18 protein-coding genes and 2 tRNA genes are annotated in these 18193 nt (G+C 69.9%); 10 read left to right on the top strand and 10 right to left on the bottom strand.

Annotation, left to right across the window (positions count from 1 at the left end; translation table 11 throughout):
* The first annotated feature begins 4 nt into the window (after window positions 1–4).
* The 5 genes from ACQBAT_RS04220 to ACQBAT_RS04200 are packed head-to-tail and all read left to right on the top strand — an operon-like array spanning window position 5 to window position 4377.
* Window positions 5–829 carry a DUF4129 domain-containing protein gene (locus ACQBAT_RS04220; RefSeq protein ID WP_420746732.1) on the top strand — a complete coding sequence of 275 codons (825 nt, stop codon included), beginning with the start codon at window positions 5–7 and terminating at the stop codon, window positions 827–829.
* The gene (locus ACQBAT_RS04215) at window positions 826–1341 is read left to right on the top strand and encodes a hypothetical protein (protein ID WP_420746731.1); all 516 of its coding nucleotides are present in this window, start codon (window positions 826–828) and stop codon (window positions 1339–1341) included. Before ACQBAT_RS04220 ends, ACQBAT_RS04215 begins: the two co-directional genes overlap by 4 nt.
* Complete coding sequence (locus ACQBAT_RS04210) at window positions 1338–2417, top strand: AAA family ATPase (RefSeq protein WP_420746730.1); 1080 nt, start codon at window positions 1338–1340, stop codon at window positions 2415–2417. The genes ACQBAT_RS04215 and ACQBAT_RS04210 overlap by 4 nt, the downstream gene beginning before the upstream one ends.
* Window positions 2414–3829, top strand: coding sequence for a DUF58 domain-containing protein (locus ACQBAT_RS04205; protein WP_420746729.1), 1416 nt, complete (start codon window positions 2414–2416; stop codon window positions 3827–3829). The genes ACQBAT_RS04210 and ACQBAT_RS04205 overlap by 4 nt, the downstream gene beginning before the upstream one ends.
* Complete coding sequence (locus ACQBAT_RS04200; RefSeq protein WP_420746728.1) at window positions 3826–4377, top strand: hypothetical protein; 552 nt, start codon at window positions 3826–3828, stop codon at window positions 4375–4377. Before ACQBAT_RS04205 ends, ACQBAT_RS04200 begins: the two co-directional genes overlap by 4 nt.
* A 22-nt stretch (window positions 4378–4399) precedes the next feature.
* On the opposite strand, the gene clpX is transcribed toward ACQBAT_RS04200, so the two are convergent.
* The 3 genes from clpX to ACQBAT_RS04185 all read right to left on the bottom strand — a co-directional run bounded on the left by clpX (window position 4400) and on the right by ACQBAT_RS04185 (window position 7197).
* Window positions 4400–5671 carry an ATP-dependent Clp protease ATP-binding subunit ClpX gene (gene clpX, locus ACQBAT_RS04195; protein ID WP_420746727.1) on the bottom strand — a complete coding sequence of 424 codons (1272 nt, stop codon included), beginning with the start codon at window positions 5669–5671 and terminating at the stop codon, window positions 4400–4402.
* Between the two features lie 207 nt (window positions 5672–5878).
* On the bottom strand, window positions 5879–6568 hold the full coding sequence (locus ACQBAT_RS04190) for an ATP-dependent Clp protease proteolytic subunit (RefSeq protein ID WP_420746726.1): 690 nt from the start codon (window positions 6566–6568) through the stop codon (window positions 5879–5881).
* A gap of 26 nt (window positions 6569–6594) precedes the next feature.
* Window positions 6595–7197: an ATP-dependent Clp protease proteolytic subunit gene (locus tag ACQBAT_RS04185; protein WP_420746725.1), complete on the bottom strand. Its 603-nt coding sequence runs from the start codon at window positions 7195–7197 to the stop codon at window positions 6595–6597.
* A 191-nt stretch (window positions 7198–7388) separates the two neighbouring features.
* Between ACQBAT_RS04185 and ACQBAT_RS04180 the strand changes: the two genes are divergently transcribed.
* Window positions 7389–8339: a DMT family transporter gene (locus ACQBAT_RS04180; RefSeq protein ID WP_420746814.1), complete on the top strand. Its 951-nt coding sequence runs from the start codon at window positions 7389–7391 to the stop codon at window positions 8337–8339.
* A gap of 83 nt (window positions 8340–8422) precedes the next feature.
* Here the strand turns inward: ACQBAT_RS04180 and tig are convergent, their stop codons facing one another.
* Window positions 8423–9865 (bottom strand): trigger factor, encoded by a 1443-nt coding sequence (gene tig, locus ACQBAT_RS04175; RefSeq protein ID WP_420746724.1) that lies wholly within the window; start codon window positions 9863–9865, stop codon window positions 8423–8425.
* 82 nt (window positions 9866–9947) lie between these two features.
* Window positions 9948–10024: transfer RNA gene (locus ACQBAT_RS04170), tRNA-Pro, on the bottom strand.
* A gap of 93 nt (window positions 10025–10117) precedes the next feature.
* On the opposite strand from ACQBAT_RS04170, the gene ACQBAT_RS04165 reads away from it, so the two are divergent.
* A tRNA-Gly gene (locus ACQBAT_RS04165) sits at window positions 10118–10191 on the top strand.
* Window positions 10192–10267: 76 nt separating this feature from the next.
* Here the strand turns inward: ACQBAT_RS04165 and ACQBAT_RS04160 are convergent.
* A complete protein-coding gene (locus ACQBAT_RS04160) occupies window positions 10268–10813 on the bottom strand; it encodes an NADPH-dependent FMN reductase (protein ID WP_420746723.1) in 546 nt (181 codons plus the stop codon).
* Between the two features lie 90 nt (window positions 10814–10903).
* Here ACQBAT_RS04160 and ACQBAT_RS04155 point away from each other — a divergent pair, with 90 nt between their 5' ends.
* Both ACQBAT_RS04155 and ACQBAT_RS04150 read left to right on the top strand, forming a co-directional pair.
* Window positions 10904–11512 (top strand): SIMPL domain-containing protein, encoded by a 609-nt coding sequence (locus ACQBAT_RS04155; protein ID WP_420746722.1) that lies wholly within the window; start codon window positions 10904–10906, stop codon window positions 11510–11512.
* Between the two features lie 33 nt (window positions 11513–11545).
* Window positions 11546–11842 carry an antitoxin gene (locus ACQBAT_RS04150; RefSeq protein ID WP_420746721.1) on the top strand — a complete coding sequence of 99 codons (297 nt, stop codon included), beginning with the start codon at window positions 11546–11548 and terminating at the stop codon, window positions 11840–11842.
* An 85-nt stretch (window positions 11843–11927) separates the two neighbouring features.
* Here ACQBAT_RS04150 and mgtE read toward each other — a convergent pair whose 3' ends face one another.
* The 3 genes from mgtE to ACQBAT_RS04135 are packed head-to-tail and all read right to left on the bottom strand — an operon-like array spanning window position 11928 to window position 14467.
* Window positions 11928–13295, bottom strand: coding sequence for a magnesium transporter (gene mgtE / locus ACQBAT_RS04145; RefSeq protein ID WP_420746720.1), 1368 nt, complete (start codon window positions 13293–13295; stop codon window positions 11928–11930).
* A 49-nt stretch (window positions 13296–13344) separates the two neighbouring features.
* Window positions 13345–13812 (bottom strand): ribose-5-phosphate isomerase, encoded by a 468-nt coding sequence (locus ACQBAT_RS04140; protein ID WP_420746719.1) that lies wholly within the window; start codon window positions 13810–13812, stop codon window positions 13345–13347.
* A 22-nt stretch (window positions 13813–13834) separates the two neighbouring features.
* Complete coding sequence (locus tag ACQBAT_RS04135) at window positions 13835–14467, bottom strand: disulfide bond formation protein DsbA (RefSeq protein ID WP_420746718.1); 633 nt, start codon at window positions 14465–14467, stop codon at window positions 13835–13837.
* A gap of 106 nt (window positions 14468–14573) precedes the next feature.
* On the opposite strand from ACQBAT_RS04135, the gene pepN reads away from it, so the two are divergent.
* The gene (pepN, locus tag ACQBAT_RS04130) at window positions 14574–17144 is read left to right on the top strand and encodes an aminopeptidase N (RefSeq protein ID WP_420746717.1); all 2571 of its coding nucleotides are present in this window, start codon (window positions 14574–14576) and stop codon (window positions 17142–17144) included.
* Window positions 17145–17241: 97 nt separating this feature from the next.
* Here the strand turns inward: pepN and ACQBAT_RS04125 are convergent, their stop codons facing one another.
* Window positions 17242–18147: a mechanosensitive ion channel family protein gene (locus tag ACQBAT_RS04125; RefSeq protein ID WP_420746716.1), complete on the bottom strand. Its 906-nt coding sequence runs from the start codon at window positions 18145–18147 to the stop codon at window positions 17242–17244.
* Window positions 18148–18193: the final 46 nt, after the last annotated feature.

Genomic DNA, 18193 nt, shown 5'->3' with positions numbered 1-18193 from the left:
CCGCATGCGCAGGGGCAACTCGACGGTCGTCATCGCGATCGTCGCCGCCCTGGCCGCGCTGTCGATCCTGATCTGGTCCTCCAGCAGCGGGGAACCGTTGGTCAGCTCACCCCAGGGCACCTGGGGCGAGCCGCGGGCGACCGAGCCCAGACTTCCCCTCGAGCCCCTCGACATCGAGGGCGTCCCCGAACAGATCGGGCCGGAAGAAGAACCCGAGGAGCAGGACATCCCCTGGCTCACCGACCTCGCGATCGCACTCTTCGTCATGGCCGTCGTCGTCTTCCTGCTGCTCGTCGCCCGCTGGGCCGGTCGGCAGCGGGTGGAGGAGAAGAAGCGCCTCGCCGCCGCCGAGGAGAAAGAGCTCGTCGCCCTGCTAGATGCCACTGGTGAGGACGTGCGCTATCACGCGCTCTCCGAGGGAGACCCACGCAACGGCGTGGTGGCTTGCTGGGTTGCTCTGGAGGAGGCGGTCCACCGCTCGGGCCTCGAGCAGGACCGCAGCGAGACCTCGGCCGAACTCACGACCCGGGTCCTGCGCCGGTGGGAGGTCGACCAGGACGCCATCGACGCACTGTCCGCCTCCTATCGCGAGGCACGGTTCTCCCGGCACCCGATCACCGAGGAGGAACGGCTGGCCGCCGTGGAGGCCCTCGACCGCATTCACACTGATCTCCGCCGCCGGATCCGGGCCGAGGAAGAGCTCCGCGAGGCCGAGGAGCGCAAGGGTGCGCACGAGGCGGGCGACATGGCCGAGACCGACGACCAGCAGCAGGCTGAGGCAGGTGCGCACAGGTCCCGATCCCGCTCCCGCGCCAGGAGGCGCCGGTGATCCCCCGCGACCAGCGGGGAGTGGTGCTCCCGCTGGCCCTCACCGTCCTGGCGGTCGGCGCGGTGATGTTCTACATCGGCTCGCTGCGGCATACCCCCCTGGAGGCGGTGGTCGTGGTGGCCCTGGCCGCCGTCGTCATCGCCCTCCTGCCCTGGGCGCTGACCCGCACGACCCGTTACTCCGAACGGGCCTACTGGGCCTCCACACCCCGCCAGGAGTCAGTCCCGCCCTCGGCCCTCGACTACCGCCTCGTGCGGCTCCGGCGAGACCTGCGGGACGCGATCGAACGCGACGACCGGCCCGACCTCGTGCACCCCCTGCTCCGGGAGCTAGCAGCCGAGCGGCTGCTCGCGCACCACGACATCGACCTCGACGACCCGGACGCCGCCGACGCGGCGCGCGCCCGGATGGACGACCAGCTCTGGCACTACCTGACCACCCCACCGACCGACCGACGCAAACGCAGCAGGAGTTCGCTGCACGCCGCCATCGAAGGGATCGAAAAGCTATGACCGACACCACCGCACCCGCCAAGCACCTCACCGCCGCTGAGGTCTGCGAGCGTGCCGCGCAGGTGCTGGACAGCGTCGAGCAGGCGGTGGTCGGCAAGCGCGAGGCGCTCACCCTGGTGCTCACCGCGATCCTGTCGCGCGGCCACGTGCTGCTCGAGGACTTCCCCGGCCTGGGTAAGACCCTCGCGGCCCGCTCGTTCGCGCAGACCGTCGGCCTGGACTTCACGCGGGCCCAGTTCACCCCCGACCTGCTCCCCTCCGACCTCACGGGCTCTTTCGTCTACGACCAGAAGGACGCGGAGTTCGTCTTCCGCCCTGGCCCGCTGTTCACCGGACTGCTGCTCGCGGACGAGATCAACCGCACTCCGCCCAAGACGCAGTCCGCCCTGCTGGAGGCGATGCAGGAGCACCAGGTGACCGTCGAGGGTCAGACCTTCGCGCTCCCCCAGCCCTTCCACGTCCTGGCCACGGCCAACCCGGTCGAGTACGAAGGCACCTACCCCCTCCCTGAGGCCCAGCTCGACCGCTTCCTGATGCGCGTCTCCTTCGGCTACCCCACCGCTGTCGAGGAATGGGACGTGCTGCGTCGGCGGCTCGCGCGGCAGAGGGAGGACCAGCACCTCCAGGCCGTCACCGACGCCGAGGGACTGGCCGCCATGCAGGACGCGATCGAGACCATCCCGGTCGAGGACGACATCTCCCGCTACTGCGTCGAGCTCGCCGCTGCCACCCGCCGCCATCGGGCGGTCCTCGTCGGAGCGTCGCCGCGCGGCTCCCTCGCGCTGATGTTGACGAGCAGGGCGTATGCCGTGATCCACGGCCGCGACTACGTCACCCCCGAGGACGTCAAGGCGGTCGCCCACGCGGTGCTGGACCACCGGATCTCGATCAAGCCCGAGCTGTGGATGTCCGACACCGGTGGGGCCGCGGTTGTCGATGCGGTGCTGGGACAGGTGCCGGTCCCCGGGTCCCGCACAGGGGCCTCCACCGCGGAGGATGATGACGTCGATCATGGTCAGACCTCTCCCGGGGCAGACCGCCGCGGCCATGACGACGGGCGCGGCTCGACCCCGTGAGCCGTGACCTCGCCGCCACCTGGCGGCCCACCCCTGCCTTCGTGCGGCTGCTCGTGGTCGCGCTGCTCACCGCGCCCGTCGCGGTCCTGTGGCGGCGCCCTGATCTGCTGGTGCTCATCACCCCGCTGGCGATCGTGCTCACGTGGAGCCTGGTCAGCCGTCCGACAGCACTTCCGCGCCGCTCCTTCCGGCTGTCCCACGGCCAGGTGCGCGAGGGCGAGCAGGCGCTGGCGATCGCCGAGATGGAGCCGGTCGAGCACGCAGACGTCCTGGCAGCCGCGCTCCCACAGACCCCGTTCGTGGAAGGCGTGCCGCTCGAACGCCATACCCGGATCGAGGACGCGGACGGGATTGTGCTGCAGCCCACCAGCGCGATCGCCGACGCCTACCCCGACGCAGCCGCCGAGCGTGACGCGAGCAGCCGGGATCCCCAGGACGCAGCAGCCGCGCCTGCGACGCGCCGCCTGACCATCGGGGTCCGGCTGACCAGGTGGGGTGTGCGCCGCATCGGGCCGGTCCAGGTCGGGGCGGTCAGCCCCTGGGGCTCCTGGCGCTTCGGCCCGACCTCCGTCGACGCCCTCGGGCTGCGCACCCTGCCCCAGCCGGTGCCTTTCGACAACCGGGCCCCCGCGCCGCACCCACGCGGCCTGGTGGGGCTGCACCGCGCCAGCCGCCCCGGCGAGGGCAGCGAGTTCGCGACGCTGCGTGAGTTTCAGCTGGGCGATCGGCTCCGGCGGATCCACTGGCCCCGCTCCACGCGCGAGCCAGGCACGCTCTTCGTCACCTCCAGCTACGCCGACGAAGACACCCACGTCGAGGTGCTGATCGACGCGCATTACGACATCGGTCGCTCCGGCGGTGTCAGCGGGGCCCCGACCTCGCTGGACCGCACTGTGCGCGCCGGGGCCGCCATCTCCGAACACTTCCTGCACCAGGGCGACCGGGTCAGCATGCGGGTCATGTCCTCGCGCACCCCGCTCGTGGTGCCCTCCGGCACCGGCAAACGGCACGGCGTTCGCATCCTGGACACGCTGTCGCGGGTCGTCCCCGGCGTCATCGAGGAGATCGATGAGCGTCGGGTCCATCTGGGGATCAGCTCGGGCACGTTGGTCGTGATGATCTCCGCGCTGGTCTCCCCGATGGCGCTGACCCAGGCCGCGATGCTGGCCGCCCGCGGCATCTCGGTGGTCGTCGTCGACGCGCTCGTCGACCCCGCCGAGGGCGATGTGGTCGCCCGCAGTGAGAAGGATCCGCTGGCCCGCACAGCGTGGCGCATCCGGATGCTGGAGCGGGACCGGGAGATCCGCGCTATCCGCAGCCAGGGCGTGGCCGTGGTCCCGTGGCTCGGCCCGGGCAGCCTGGACATGGTGCTGCGCGAACTGGGTCGTCGAGGCGTGAGGAGGGCGGTGTGAGAGAGCTCGTCGACCTCTGGGGAGATCTGCGCACCTGCAGCCGCACCCACCGCTACGTCCGTGGGGGCGTCCTCGCCGGAGCCGCGCTGTGGGTGCTGGCCTACATCGCCGCCGGTGGCGGCAACCCGTGGGCCTGGGGCGGCGGGATCTTCATCGGGGTGCTCGCGGTCATCCAGCCGCACACCATCGCCCCCGGCCTGTTCCTCGGGTTCGGGGTCGCGTCCTGGTGGGCCACCGTTGACGGCCCCTGGCACTGGGCTCTGTTGCCGGCCGCGCTCGGGCTGGTGCTTCTGCATACCTGTGCGGCGCTCTGCGCCTCTGTCCCCGCCCAGGCGCCCATCCCGGAGTCGGTGCTGAGTCGGTGGCTGGCCCGCCTCGGCCTGGTGTCCGCGGTGACCGTCCTGGTCTGGGGCGTGGCCGGCGCACTTTCGACCCGCACCGGCGGCGAGGGCGCCGAAGCCCTCGGCGCCTGGCCCGGCATCGCGGGGCTGGCGGTCCTCGCGACTGGCCTCGTGGTCTATCTCCGCTGGCGCACCAACCCCACCTAGTCGCCTGGTCAGCAGCGCAGGGTCAGGCGCTTTCCTTGCGCTGGGTGCGCTTGCGGGCGACATCGCGCCGCACGATGGTGGGGTTGACGTTTTCCAGGACGACCTCGCTGGTGATGACCACCTTGGCGATCTCATCGTCGCTGGGGACGTCGAACATCACCGGCAGGAGGACCTCCTCGAGGATGGCGCGCAGCCCGCGGGCACCCGTGCCGCGCAGCAGCGCCTGGTCGGCGATCGCCTCCAGCGCGTCGTCCTCGAACTCCAGCTCGACGCCGTCGATGTCGAACATCTTCTTGTACTGCTTGATGAGCGCATTGCGCGGCTCGGTGAGGATGTTGACCAGGGCGTCCCGGTCCAGCGGAGCGACGGTGGTGATCACCGGAAGTCGACCGATGAACTCGGGGATCAGGCCGAACTTCATCAGGTCCTCAGGCAGGACATCGGAGTACTGCTCGTTGGCGTCCTTGGCCGACTTCAGCTCGGCGCCGAAGCCCAGGCCCTGCTTGCCGGTGCGGGCCTCGATGATCTTCTCCATCCCGGCGAACGCACCGCCGACGATAAAGAGCACATTGCCGGTGTCGATCTGGATGAACTCCTGGTGCGGGTGCTTGCGGCCACCCTGCGGCGGGACCGAGGCGACCGTGCCCTCGAGGATCTTCAGCAGCGCCTGCTGCACGCCCTCACCGGAGACATCCCGGGTGATCGAGGGGTTCTCCGACTTGCGGGCGATCTTGTCGATCTCGTCGATGTAGATGATCCCGGTCTCGGCCTTCTTCACGTCGAAGTCGGCAGCCTGGATGAGTTTGAGCAGGATGTTCTCGACGTCCTCACCGACATAGCCCGCCTCGGTGAGGGCGGTCGCGTCGGCGATCGCGAAGGGCACGTTGAGCATCTTGGCCAGGGTCTGGGCCAGATAGGTCTTGCCACAGCCGGTCGGGCCGATCAGCAGGATGTTGGACTTGGCGATCTCCACGGCGTCCTCGCCGCGGTTGCCCTCCCCCGCCTGGATCCGCTTGTAGTGGTTGTAAACCGCGACCGCCAGCGCACGCTTGGCGGGGTCCTGGCCGACGACATACTGCTGGAGGAAGTCGAAGATCTCGCGCGGCTTGGGCAGCTGGCCCAGCCCCAGGTCGCTGGACTCAGCCAGCTCCTCCTCGATGATCTCGTTGCACAGGTCGATGCACTCATCGCAGATGTAGACCCCCGGGCCTGCGATCAGCTTCTTGACCTGCTTCTGACTCTTCCCGCAGAAAGAGCACTTCAGCAGGTCGCTGCTCTCACCCATACGTGCCATGTCTCCGAAACTACCTTGCCCGACCCCTTCGGCACAGGCTTTTGCGCTCTCGGCTCACGCGTGTTGGTCGTTCTCCGCTCACAGCGCAACCCGCGCTGCGGGTCCCAAGGGGTATGGCGAAGCCCGCCACCGCGCTCATGGTGACGGGCTTCGCGGGCCGGGGTTGCGGCATACCTGCTCGGCTGCCGGGCCGGCCCAGACTTCGACTCAGTCCTGGAAGGAGGTCTTCCGCGAGGCGAGGACCTCGTCGACCAGGCCGTACTCCTTGGCCTCGGCGGCCGTGAGGATCTTGTCGCGCTCGATGTCCTTGCGTACCTGCTCGACGTCGCGCCCGGAGTGCATGGCCCAGGTCTCCTCCAACCAGGTGCGCATCCGCAGCACCTCGTTGGCCTGGATCTCGATGTCCGAGGCCTGGCCGTAGTCGCCGCCCATCAGCGCGGGCTGGTGGATGAGCACGCGGGCGTTGGGCAGCGCGAAGCGCTTGCCCGGCGCGCCGGCGGCGAGCAGCACCGCGGCAGCAGAGGCGGCTTGACCGATCACGAAGGTCTGCACGTCCGGCTTGATGTACTGCATCGTGTCGTAGATCGCGGTCAGCGCGGTGAAGGAACCACCGGGGCTGTTGATGTACATCAGGATGTCGCGGTCGGGGTCCTGGGACTCCAGCACGATCAACTGGGCGATGATGTCGTCGGCCGAGGCGTCGTCCACCTGCACGCCGAGGAAGATGATGCGGTCCTCGAAGAGCTTGGTGTAGGGGTCCTGGCGCTTGGTGCCGTAGGAGGTGCGCTCCTCGAACTGCGGCAGGATGTAGCGGCTGCTCGGGCTCAGCGGGGCGCTGCCACCGGCGCCGGCGCCGGTCCAGGCACCACCGGCGTAGGGGTTGGGGGGCTGGTTCATGTCAGCTCTCTTCTCGTCTGGGGCGATCAGGACCGGGGGGTGGGGGCGTCGGAGGACTGCTCGTAGACGTGGTCCACGAAGCCGTATTCCTTGGCCTCGGCCGCGGTGAACCACCGGTCGCGGTCGGAGTCAGCCTCGATCTGCTCGACGTCCTGCCCGGTGTGCTCGGCGATCAGCTCGGCCATCTGCTTCTTGATGTGCAGCATCTGCTCGGCCTGGATCTTGATGTCGGAGGCGGTGCCGCCGATGCCGCCGGAGGGCTGGTGCATCATCACCCGGGCGTGCGGGGTGGCGTAGCGCTTGCCCTTGGTGCCCGCGGAGAGCAGGAACTGGCCCATCGAGGCGGCCAGCCCCATCGCCACGGTGGCGACGTCGTTGGGGATCCACTTCATGGTGTCGAAGATCGCCATGCCCGCGGTGACCGAGCCGCCGGGGCTGTTGATGTAGAGCCAGATGTCCTTGTCAGGGTCCTCGGCGGACAGCAGCAGCAGCTGCGCGCAGATGGCGTTGGCGTTGTCGTCACGCACGTCCGAGCCGAGGAAGATGATCCGCTCCTTGAGGAGCCGGTTGTAGATCTGGTCGTCCAGGCCTGCCGGCGCGCGGTCGGCCATGCTGATCTCCTGCGTCATGCGTCTTCTTCCCTCGCTTCGTGGGGACCTGTGGTGGGTCGGCTGGTGGGCCAACCATCCTTGTCAGTGACCCTAACGCCCGGGGTCGCCCGGGCACTCCCGCAGGTATGCCGTGTTCGCCCTGAGCGCAGCGACGTGGCTCGAGGCGGGGGTCGGGTCGGGCGGAGGGGCGTGGCACAGTGACACCCGTGATGAACGTGCGCGGCGGTGGTGACCGGACCTGGCTGGTGGCGGTGGCGGCGTCCCTGTGGGGACTGTCGGCGCTCTGGCGTGGGCCGCTGGCGCGGGAGTTCGAGCCGCTGGCGGTGGTGCTCTGGGAGCACGTGGTGCTGGCTGTGCTCGTGCTTCCGTGGTTGGTGCCGGCCGTGCGCAGGCTGCAGACAGCGACGTGGCGGACGCGGCTCGCGGTGCTGATCATCGGGGCCGGTTCCTCGGCGCTGGCGACCGTGCTCTTCACCGCAGCCTTCCGGGTGGGCGACCCGATCACGCCTCAGGTGCTGCAGAAACTCCAGCCGTTGATCGCCCTGCTGCTCGCGGCCCTGCTGCTGGGCGAGCGGCTGCGGCGTGGTTTCTGGTTGTTCTGCGGGCCAGCCCTCATCGGCGCCTGGCTGCTGACCTTCCCCGAACCGCTGTCGGTGAGCCTGGCTTCGGCGACTGCGCAGGCGGCCCTGCTCGCGATCGGGGCGGCATCGCTGTGGGCAGCCGGCACGGTGCTCGGCCGGCTGGCCAGCGCGGAGTTGGGCTTCCGGGATCTGACCGCCCTGCGGTTCACCGTCGGCCTGATCACCCTCACGGTGATCGCGATGGTGACCGGCACCGATGTCCGGTTGTCCTGGTCGGCCGCGCCGTCGGTGCTGCTGCTCGCATTGGTGCCGGGCTTGCTGGCGCTGGTGCTCTACTACCTGGCCCTGGGCCGCACCGCCGCCTCGCGCGCCACCCTGGCCGAACTGGCATTCCCGCTCACGGCCGCCCTCGTCGGTGTGCTCGCCTTCGGCACGCGGCCGGGGGTCAGCCAGTGGATCGGGATGGCGGTGGTGCTCGCCTCCGTCGTCGCCCTCGCCCTGCACGAGCACCGTGCGGAACGCCCTGCCGTAGCGCAGCCGCGCCTGGAGAAGGTCGGCGCCGCATCCTCCGGCGCATGACCTGGCGTGATTGACGCGGGCCCGGTCAATGGCGCAGGCCCGGCCCCTCGAAAGGGACCGGGCCTGCGTCAATCACCTGGTGGTCAGGCCTTGGCGGCCTCGGCGTCGTCGCTCTCGCCGGCCTCAACCTCATCGGCCTCGTCCGCAGCCTCACCCTCGGCAGCCTCACCGTCGACGACCTCGTCGGTGTCCAGCTCGTCGTCCTCGACCTCGAACTCCTCGCCGAACTCCTCGTCGAACTCGTCGTCATCGCCCTCGTTGTCGGGGTCGATGGCGTCCAGGTCGACGACATTGCCGTCGGTGTCCTTGACGGTCGCGGACTCCAGCACGGCGGCCAGCGCCTTGCGGCGGCCGACCTCGCTGACCATGGCCGGCACCTGGCCGCCCTGGTCGATCTGCTGAGCGAACTGCTGCGGGTTCATGCCGTACTGCTGAGCGGTCATCATGATGTACTCGATCAGCTCGCCCTGGTCCACGCCGATCTCGTCGCGGGCCACGAGCGCGTCCAGCAGGAACTGGGTCTTCATCGCCTTGGTGGTGGACTCGGTGACCTCGGCGCGGTGCTCCTCATCCTCCAGGCGGCTCTCGCCCTCGAGGTGGCTGTGCACCTCGGCCTCGACGAGGTTCTCCGGGACGGCGATGTCGACCATGTCCAGCATCTGGTCCAGGACCTTGTCGCGGGCGGCGATGCCCTGCTCGAAGCGGGCGGCCTGCTCGGCCTGCTTGCGCAGGTCGTCCTGCAGCTCGGCGAGGGTGTCGTGCGGGCTGGCGAGCTGGGCGAAGTCGTCGTCCAGCTTCGGCAGCTCGCGGGCCTTGACCGACTGGACGGTGACGGTGACGTCAGCGGTCTCGCCCGCGCGGTCACCGCCAGCCAGGGGTGCCTGGAACTCCACGGTCTCGCCGGCCTTGGTGCCGCGCAGCGCCTTGTCCAGGCCCTCGAGCATGTTGCCCGCGCCGATCTCGTAGGAGACACCGGTCACGGAGTCGATCTCGTCCTCGCCGATCTTGGCGGACAGGTCGATCGTGGTGTGGTCGCCGGTCTTGGCCTTGCGGGCGATAGGGGTCAGCGTCGCGAAGCGGCCGCGCAGCGCTTCCATCCGGGTCTCCAGGTCCTCATCGGAGACCGACACCGGGTCGACCTCGACCTCGATGGTGGAGAAGTCGGGCAGCTCGAAGGTGGGGACCACGTCGACCTCGGCCTCGAAGGCGAGGGGCTCACCGTCGGCCATCGGCAGCTGGGTCATGTTCAGCTCGGGCTGGCCCAGCGGGCGGAGGTCGTTCTCCTGCATCGCCTGGGTGTAGTACTCCGGCAGGGCCTCGTTGACGGCCTCCTGCACGACGGCTCCACGGCCGAAGCGCTGGTCGATGATGCGGTTGGGGACCTTGCCCTTCCGGAAGCCGGGGACCTGCACCTGCGCGCCGATCGCGCGGTAGGCCGCGTCCAGGCGGGGCTTCAGGTCCTCGGCGGGGACCTCGACGGTCAGCTTGACCCGGGTGGGGGTCAGGGTCTCGACAGCGCTCTTCACTGCGGGTGCTCCAGAGTTGGTCTCGGGGGTATGCCGTGTGGTCGGGTGGTGCGCACGGCGGAACAGATCACCTCATGCTAGGTGGTCGGGGTAGCCGGATTCGAACCGGCGGCCTTCCGCTCCCAAAGCGGACGCGCTACCAAGCTGCGCCATACCCCGTGGGTGAGCGGCGTCCGAGGACGCACGCACAGAGGGTTAGACTATCCGCTTGGTCGGGCAGATCCGAACCTCGGAGAGGCCCAGCACCAGCACGCGGGTGTAGCTCAATGGTAGAGCCCCAGTCTTCCAAACTGGCTACGCGGGTTCGATTCCCGTCACCCGCTCCAGACCACGGCCCCGCCCCAGTCGCACAGCGATCGGGGCGGGGCCGTGGCACGTCTCACCGGGTGCGTCTCACCCGGGTCAGAGCAGCTGCTGACCGATGGACTTCTCCACCGCCTCGAAGAGGTTGTCCAGCTCCTTGGGGCGGCGCTCGTTGGGGCTGAAGGCATCGTCCTCCCACTCCAGGAAGGTCGACATCGAGACCTGCGGGCGGACGACCATCATCGAGAAGTTGGCCATGATCTGGCGCCAGTGCTCCACCGCTCGCACACCGGACTCGGCGCCGTAGGAGACCAGGCCCACGGTCTTGGCGTTCCACTCCGGGCCGAGCCAGTCGACGGCGTTCTTGAAGGCACCCGGCACCGAGTGGTTGTACTCCGGGGTGACGAAGATGTAGCCGTCGCAGGCGTCGATCGCCCGGCTCCACTCCTTGACCGGGTCGTGCTCGTACTGCTTCTTCGCCGCTCCGGGGACGGTCTCCCAGGTCAGGACCGGCAGGTTGAAGGACTTGAGGTCGATGAGCTCGTAGGTCGCAGCTCGCCCCTCGGCGCGCTGCGCCACCCACTGCGCGACCTCCTCCCCGACGCGGCCGTCGCGTACCGAACCCAGAATGATGCCGATCTGCACGTTGCTCTCCTGCTCGTCGTCGAAGGCCGGATGTCGCCCACCCGACAAGGCGTCCCCCGTATCCCAGCACAGAGCCCTAGGCTCGTCGCCATGGATCCACGCGACACCCTCGTGATCACCGGGACCGGGAAGGCCCAGGCCGCCCCCGATGCCGTCGTCCTCGACCTGCAGCTGGAGGGTCACGGCGCCAGCGTGAGCGAGGCCCTGGCCGCACTCGCCGACGCCTCCCGCGCCTGCGAGGCGGCGCTGCCCGGCCGGTCGGTCCGCACCCATGGGTTGGGCGTGCACCCGAGGCATGATCACCACGGGCGTCAGGTGGGGCACACGGCATACCAGCAGGTGCGGGTCCGGACCGACGACCCGACCGGGGTGGGCGATGTCGTGCGCCGGGTCGGTGACGCCGTCGGTGAGGGCTTTGGGGTCAACGGGCTGCGGCCAGAGGTGAGCGACACCGCACCGCTGGAGACAGACGCCCGCGAGGCCGCGATGGCAGATGCGCGCACGCGGGCGGAGCACTACGCGCGGCTGGCCGGCCGCTCGCTGGGCGAGGTGCTGTGGATCGTCGAACCGGGCACGGACGGCGGCGTGCGGCCGTTCGGCGAGAGCGACATGCGGATGGCGATGGCCGCAGGTCCCGCGGTCGATCCGGCCGACCAGGAGGTCACCGTCCGGGTGCAGGTGGGGTTCGCCCTCCGGTAGACACCACCCGCAAGTGTGTGTTGGGGTGGACGCATGGGAATCTTCGACAAGGCCAAGGACGCACTCACCAACAACCAGGACAAGATCGACGACGCCCGCGCCCAATACGGCGACAAGATCGACCAGGGCATCGACCGCGCCTCCCAGGAGGCCAACACCCGCACGGGCGGGAAGTACGAGGACCAGATCAACCAGGGCGCCGACCAGGTGCGCGACCGCATCGGCTCCGAGCGACCCGACGCGGACGCCGCCCAGGGCGACCCCCAGCAGCAGGAGGCTCCCGACGCCAAGAACGCGCTCGGGCAGAAGGGCGAGGGCGACCCGCTCTGAGCTGACCGTTCACCGGGACGCCAACTGATCGACGCGGCCGGGATCACGCAAAGGCGTGGTCCCGGCCGCGTCGTGCGTGGGTGGGTCAGAGGCCGAGGATGGCGCCGGCGATCAGGAAGTAGACGATCAGACCGGTGGCGTCGACGAAGGTGGTGATGAACGGGGCGCTGACCACGGCCGGGTCGACGCCGAAGCGCTTGGCCAGCAACGGGATCAGGCCACCGGCGGTCGCCGCGAGGGTGCAGACCACCACCAGCGACAGGCTGATCACCAGGGCGACCTGCGGATCGGTGAAATAGCGGGCGGGCACATAGGCGAAGACCGCCAAGGCGGCCCCGAGCGTCAGACCGGTGGCCATCTCCTTGAGCAGCACCTTGCCGGTGTCGGCGAACATCACGTCCGCCACGGCGATCGCCCGGATCATCGTCCCGGCGGACTGCGCGCCGACGTTACCGCCGGTGCCGATGAGCAGCGGGATGAACAGCGCGAGCGCCACCACCTGCTCCAGGCTGGACTCGAAGTAGTCGAGCACGTTGACCGTCAACGTGGCCGCGACGATCAGGATGAGCAGCCAGGCCACGCGGCTGCGGGCCAGCGAGAAGACCGAGGTGGACAGGTAGGGCTTCTCCAGCCGCTCCATACCGACCGAGCGGGCCGAGTCCTCCTCCTCCTCGATCTGCAGGACGCGCATCGCGTCATCCACGGTGAACAGCCCGACCAGTCGATCGTCGTCATCCAGGACCGGCACCGCCAGCGCCCCGTGGTCACGCACCACGTTGGCGCCCTTCTCCTGGTCGTCGGTGGCGTGCACGGTGATCGGCTCGCGCATGATCGCCGACAACGGCACGTTCTCGTCGGTGCCGAGCAACCGGCGCAGCGAGACCACGCCGACGACCTTGCGGTCGCCGTCGGTGACGGGGACGACATACACCATCTCGGCGCCACCGGTGTCGGCTCGCACAGCGCGCAGGGCTTCCCCCACGGTCGAGTCCGCCTCGACGCTGACCAGCGCCGGCGTCGCCCAGCGACCCACCGTCTCGGCGGGGTAGGAGAGCACCGACTCGGTCATCGCCCGCTCCTGCTCGGGCAGGTCAGCGAGGAGTCGCTCGGCGAGCGAGTCGTCCAGCCCGTCCAGGGTCCGGGCGCGATCGTCGGGGTCGAGGTCGGCGACCAGACGACCGACCTCGGTGGGCCGCAGCTCCTCGAGCAGGTCGGCCTGCACGGCAGGGTCGAGCAGCTGGAAGGCGCGGACGCCGTTCTCCCGCGGCAGCAGCCGGAAGGCCGCCAGCCGTTGCTTGGGCGCCATCCGCTCCAACTCGTCGACGATCAGCGGCAGATCGGCGCCGCGCAGGATCGCGCGCAGCCCGCTCAGGTCGCCCGACCTCGCCCGGTCGGCAGCCTGGGAGACCCGGCTGCGCTCCGCGGCCTGGCGCTCCTTGGCGCGTCGGCTCATCAGTGTCCTCGGTCCGGTGAGAGGTGGTGCGGCTGCCAGCCGCCCAGCATCAGGGCAGCGGTGGGAGGGTGCCGTCGGCCTCGTAGGCGGTCATCATGTCGATCCGGCGCTGGTGCCGTTCCTCACCGGAGAAGTCGGTCTCCAGGAAGGCTTCGACGATCGCGCGGGCCTCCTCGATCGAGTGCATCCGCGCACCGATCGAGACGACCCTGGCGTCGTTGTGCTCGCGGGCCAGGCGGGCCAGCTCGGGGTTGTAGGCGAGCGCCGCACGGATGCCCGCGACCTTGTTGGCGGCGATCTGCTCGCCATTGCCCGAGCCGCCGAGCACGATGCCGAGGCTGGTCTCGTCCTCCGCCACGGCCTGGGCGGCACGGAGCACGAAGACGGGGTAGTCGTCCAGGGCGTCGTAGTCCTCCGGGCCGTGGTCGACGACCTCGTGGCCGAGCTCGATCAGCCAGCTCACCAGGTCACGCTGGGTCTCGTATGCGGCGTGGTCGCCACCGAGGTGAACGCGCATGTCAGAAGTCTCCTCGGGTGGGTCAGCTGAAGTCGGGGCTGGCGTCGCGGGTGCGCTTGAGCTCGTAGAAGCCGGGCGTCCCGGCGACGAGCACGCAGCCGTCCCAGAGCCTGCCGGCGTCCTCGCCCTTGGGTGCCGGGGTGACCACGGGGCCGAAGAAGGCCACGTCCTCCACCGACACGACCGGGGTGCCGACGTCATCGCCGACGAGGTCCATCGCCCGCTGGTGGCTGGCGCGCAGCGCCTCGTCGTGGGTGTCGTCATCGCCGGCGCTCTTCAGGCTCTCGTCCAGCCCGAGCTCGTCGACCACCTCGGCGCTGATCCTGCGGATGTCCTCCACCCCCGGGCCCGTGCCGCGACCGTCGAGGTGGATGCGCTGGCCGTAGGCGTCGTACATCTTCTTGCGCAGCTCGTTGGCCTCGTCCTCGGGCAGCCCCTGGGTGGCAGCGATGATCGTGCGCACCGCGTGCCAGTTGCGCTCCATGCTCCTGGCGTAGTCGGGGTCCAGGTCACGGCCATCGTTGAGCACCGACAGGCTCATCACCGACCAGGTGATCTCGAGGTCACGGACCTGCGCTGCCTCCATCAACCAACGGGAGGTCATCCAGGCCCACGGGCAGGCAGGGTCGAAGAACATCTCGGCGTGCTGGGTCATGCCCCCATCGAACCACCCAGGGTGCGGGCTCCGCGATCCGGGCGCAACGACATACCCTGAATCTGTTTGCCCGACGCTCACCCGACCGACCTGGAGGCACCTGCCCATGCCCGGCACCAACCTGACCCGCGACGAAGCGACTCAGCGGTCCGAGATCATCGCCACCGACTCCTACGAGGTCGAGCTCGACCTGACGCAGGGGGCGCAGACCTTCGCGACCCGCAGCCGCGTGCGGTTCAGCTGCTCCCGCCCCGGCGAGCCGACGTGGATCGACTTCGTCGGCCCCTCGGTCGAGAAGGTCGTGCTCAACGGGCGCGAGCTCGACCCCGCCGAGGTGTATGCCGAGGGCCGGGTCACGCTGCCCGAGCTGGCCGAGCAGAACGAGCTGGTGGTCGAGGCCACCGGTGCTTACATGAACACCGGCGAGGGCCTGCACCGGTTCGTCGACCCGGCCGACGGCGAGGTCTACCTCTACACCCAGTTCGAGGTGCCGGACAGCCGGCGGATGTTCGCGGTCTTCGAGCAGCCCGACCTCAAGGCGACCTTCGCCTTCACGGTGACGGCGCCCGCCCACTGGCAGGTGATCTCCAACGAGCCCACCCCGGAGCCCACCGAGGCGCCGGACGCCGCCAACGTCGACGGCGGCGAGGTGGCGCGCTGGGAGTTCCCCGCGACGCCCCGGATCTCCTCCTACATCACCGCGCTGGTCGCCGGCCCGTATGACGTGGTGCGCGACTCGGTGAGCACGCGCAAGGGCGAGGTGCCGCTGGGGGTGTTCTGCCGCAAGAGCCTGCGCCCCCACCTGGACGCCGACAACATCCTGGACGTCACCAAGCGCGGCTTCGCCTTCTTCGAGGAGGAGTTCGACCAGGAGTACCCGTTCACCAAGTACGACCAGATCTTCACGCCGGAGTACAACATGGGCGCGATGGAGAACGCCGGGTGCGTGACCATCGTGGAGAACTACATCTTCCGGTCCAAGGTGACCGAGGCGATCGTGGAGCGTCGGGCGCTGACGATCCTGCACGAACTGGCGCATATGTGGTTCGGCGACCTCGTGACCATGAAGTGGTGGGACGACCTCTGGCTGAACGAGTCCTTCGCCGAGTGGAGCTCGACGGCCTGCCAGGCGGAGGCCACGCACTGGACCGACGCGTGGACCACCTTCGGCACCGCCGAGAAGGCCTGGGCCTACAAGCAGGACCAGCTCTCCTCGACCCACCCGGTGGCCGCCGACATGGTGGATCTGGCCGCGGTCGAGGTGAACTTCGACGGCATCACCTACGCCAAGGGCGCCTCGGTGCTCAAGCAGCTGGTGGCCTATGTCGGCCGCGACCCCTTCCGGGACGGGCTGCGCGCCTATTTCCGCAAGCACGCCTGGGGCAACACCACGCTGTCCGATCTGCTCGTGGAGCTGGAGGAGACCAGCGGCCGCGACCTGCAGGAGTGGTCGACGGTGTGGCTGGAGACGGCCGGCGTCAACACTCTCGCGCCCGAGGTCGAGGTCGATGATGACGGGCGGATCAGCGCGCTGAGCATCGTGCAGACCGCTCCGGAGGAGCACCCGACCCTGCGTCCGCACCGGCTCGCAGTGGGCTGCTACGACCTGGTCGACGGCGCGCTGCGCCGGGTGAAGCGGGTCGAGCTGGACGTGACCGGCGAACGCACCGAAGTGCCCGAGCTGGTCGGTGAGCCGATGCCCTCGCTGCTGCTGGTCAACGACGACGACCTGGCCTACGCCAAGATCCGGCTCGACGAGGGGTCGTTGGCCACCGCGCTGGAGCACATCCGGGCCTTCGAGGAGTCGCTGCCCCGCGCGCTGGTGCTCGGTGCCGCGTGGGACATGACCCGGGATGGCGAGATGGCGGCCACCGACTACGTCCGGCTGGTGCTGTCCGCGCTGCCGGGCGAGACCGACTCCACGCTGCTGCGCGTCCTCATCCAGCAGGTCACCACGGCTGCCCGCACCTTCACCGCCCCGGCGCACCGCGAGGGTGTCCTGGCCGAGCTGGCCGAGGGGCTGCGGACGAGCGCCGAGTCCGCCGAGGCCGGCAGCGACGCCCAGCTCCAGCTGGTCACCGCCTGGGCCGCCGTCGCCCACTCTCCGCAGGACGTGGAGCGGGTGCGCTCGCTGCTCGAGGAGGAGACGTCGCTCAAGGGCATGTCGCTGGACCAAGACATGCGGTGGACGCTGGTGAACTCGCTGGCCACCGCTGGTGCACTGGGCGAGGACGAGATCGCCGCCGAGCAGGAGCGGGACCGCACCGCGACCGGTCGGGAGAAGGCGGCTCGTGCCCGGGCCGCGCTGCCCACCCCGGAGGCCAAGGAGGCGGCGTGGACCGCGGCCTTCGAGGACGAGAGCCTGTCCAACTCGGTGCTGGCCGCGATGGCGCTCGGCTTCGGCTGGGTGCACGACGCGGAGCTGCTCACGCCCTATGTCGCCCGCTACCACGAGGTGATCGAGGACGTGTGGGGCCGGCGGACGCACCACATCGCCGAGTCGTTGGCGGTGGGCTTCTACCCCCTGGCCGTGGCCTCGCCCGAGCTGCTGGCCGCCACCCAGGAGTGGCTGGACACCCACCCGGACGTCTCCAACGCGCTGCGCCGCACCGTCGCCGAGAACCGGGACGGTGTGGCCCGAGCGCTCAAGGCGCAGGCGGTCGACGCCCAGGCCTGAGGGTTTGCGGTCTTCGCCGGTGTCCAGATCGGTGGGCACCGGCGACGATGCCGCACCTCATCCCGCCGACACGCCGATCGCCGGGCGCCCTGAGGCCTCAGATCTGGGGGCCGAAGTAGGGCGTGGCCTGCGGTCCACGGACGCCGTGCTCCTCGAAGGAGCGCAGGGCGCGCTCGCGGACGGCACGAGCGATGCCGAACTGGTCGCCGGGGCGCGTCTTGGCGAAGGCCCGGATGGTCATCGTGCCGCCGATGACCGACTCGACGCCCGCGACGGAGGGTGGCTCGACCAGGCTCTCGCTCCACCGCTCGTCGGCGGCGACATCGGCGAGCACCTCCCCGAGCAGCGAGATCACCGTGTTGGGGTCCTCCTCGGCGGACACCGGGATGTCGATGGTGGCCATCGCCCAGCCCTGGCTGCGGTTGCCGATCCGGACGATCTCGCCATTGCGGATGAACCAGACCACCCCGTCGGCGTCTCGCAGCCGCGTCACGCGGAGGGTGACCTCCTCGACCGTTCCGATGGCCTCGCCGGTGTCCACGACGTCACCCACGCCGTACTGGTCCTCGATGATCATGAAGATGCCGGACAGGAAGTCCTTGACCAGCGTCTGAGCACCGAAGCCCACCGCCAGGCCGCCGATCCCGGCCGACGTCAGCAGCGGCCCCAAGGGGAGCCCGAGCTCGGCCATCACGGTCAGGATGGTCACCGCGGCGATCACGAAGGTCGAGACGCTGCGGAGCACCGTGCCCATCGTCAGCGCCCGCTGCCGACGGCGCTCCCGGTTGTCGCCCGCAGCCCGGTCCAGGACCCGCTCGATGCTATTGCGCTCATGCACATCGGCACGGTCCACCGCGGTCCCGACCACGGTGCGGATGCCGCGGTGCACAAGCCAGCGCAGGACCAGGGCACCGAGCAGGATCAGCACGATGCGCAGCGGGGGTCCGAGCAGCCACTGCGCCGTCGAGTCCCAGGACGTGAAGGGGGCGGGGAGCGTCGGCATACGGGCCATTGTCCCGGCTCGCCCGGGCGGCTGGCGGGACCACGCC

The sequence above is a fragment of the Ornithinimicrobium pulveris genome (genome assembly GCF_050261105.1).
Classification (GTDB): Bacteria; Actinomycetota; Actinomycetes; order Actinomycetales; family Dermatophilaceae; genus Ornithinicoccus.
The sequence above is the reverse complement of the archived record's forward strand: the minus strand, read 5'-3'. Positions and strand labels throughout refer to the sequence as shown.

Bases quoted from the DNA above. Each gene is read 5' to 3' on its own strand.
- ACQBAT_RS04220 (WP_420746732.1), top strand. From the start codon at position 5: ATGCGCAGGGGCAACTCGACGGTCGTCATCGCGATCGTCGCCGCCCTG.
- ACQBAT_RS04210 (WP_420746730.1), top strand. From the start codon at position 1,338: ATGACCGACACCACCGCACCCGCCAAGCACCTCACCGCCGCTGAGGTC.
- clpX (WP_420746727.1), bottom strand. From the start codon at position 5,671: ATGGCACGTATGGGTGAGAGCAGCGACCTGCTGAAGTGCTCTTTCTGC.
- ACQBAT_RS04190 (WP_420746726.1), bottom strand. From the start codon at position 6,568: ATGAACCAGCCCCCCAACCCCTACGCCGGTGGTGCCTGGACCGGCGCC.
- ACQBAT_RS04185 (WP_420746725.1), bottom strand. From the start codon at position 7,197: ATGACGCAGGAGATCAGCATGGCCGACCGCGCGCCGGCAGGCCTGGAC.
- ACQBAT_RS04180 (WP_420746814.1), top strand. From the start codon at position 7,389: ATGAACGTGCGCGGCGGTGGTGACCGGACCTGGCTGGTGGCGGTGGCG.
- ACQBAT_RS04155 (WP_420746722.1), top strand. From the start codon at position 10,904: ATGGATCCACGCGACACCCTCGTGATCACCGGGACCGGGAAGGCCCAG.
- ACQBAT_RS04150 (WP_420746721.1), top strand. From the start codon at position 11,546: ATGGGAATCTTCGACAAGGCCAAGGACGCACTCACCAACAACCAGGAC.
- mgtE (WP_420746720.1), bottom strand. From the start codon at position 13,295: ATGAGCCGACGCGCCAAGGAGCGCCAGGCCGCGGAGCGCAGCCGGGTC.
- ACQBAT_RS04140 (WP_420746719.1), bottom strand. From the start codon at position 13,812: ATGCGCGTTCACCTCGGTGGCGACCACGCCGCATACGAGACCCAGCGT.
- ACQBAT_RS04135 (WP_420746718.1), bottom strand. From the start codon at position 14,467: ATGACCCAGCACGCCGAGATGTTCTTCGACCCTGCCTGCCCGTGGGCC.
- pepN (WP_420746717.1), top strand. From the start codon at position 14,574: ATGCCCGGCACCAACCTGACCCGCGACGAAGCGACTCAGCGGTCCGAG.
- ACQBAT_RS04125 (WP_420746716.1), bottom strand. From the start codon at position 18,147: ATGCCGACGCTCCCCGCCCCCTTCACGTCCTGGGACTCGACGGCGCAG.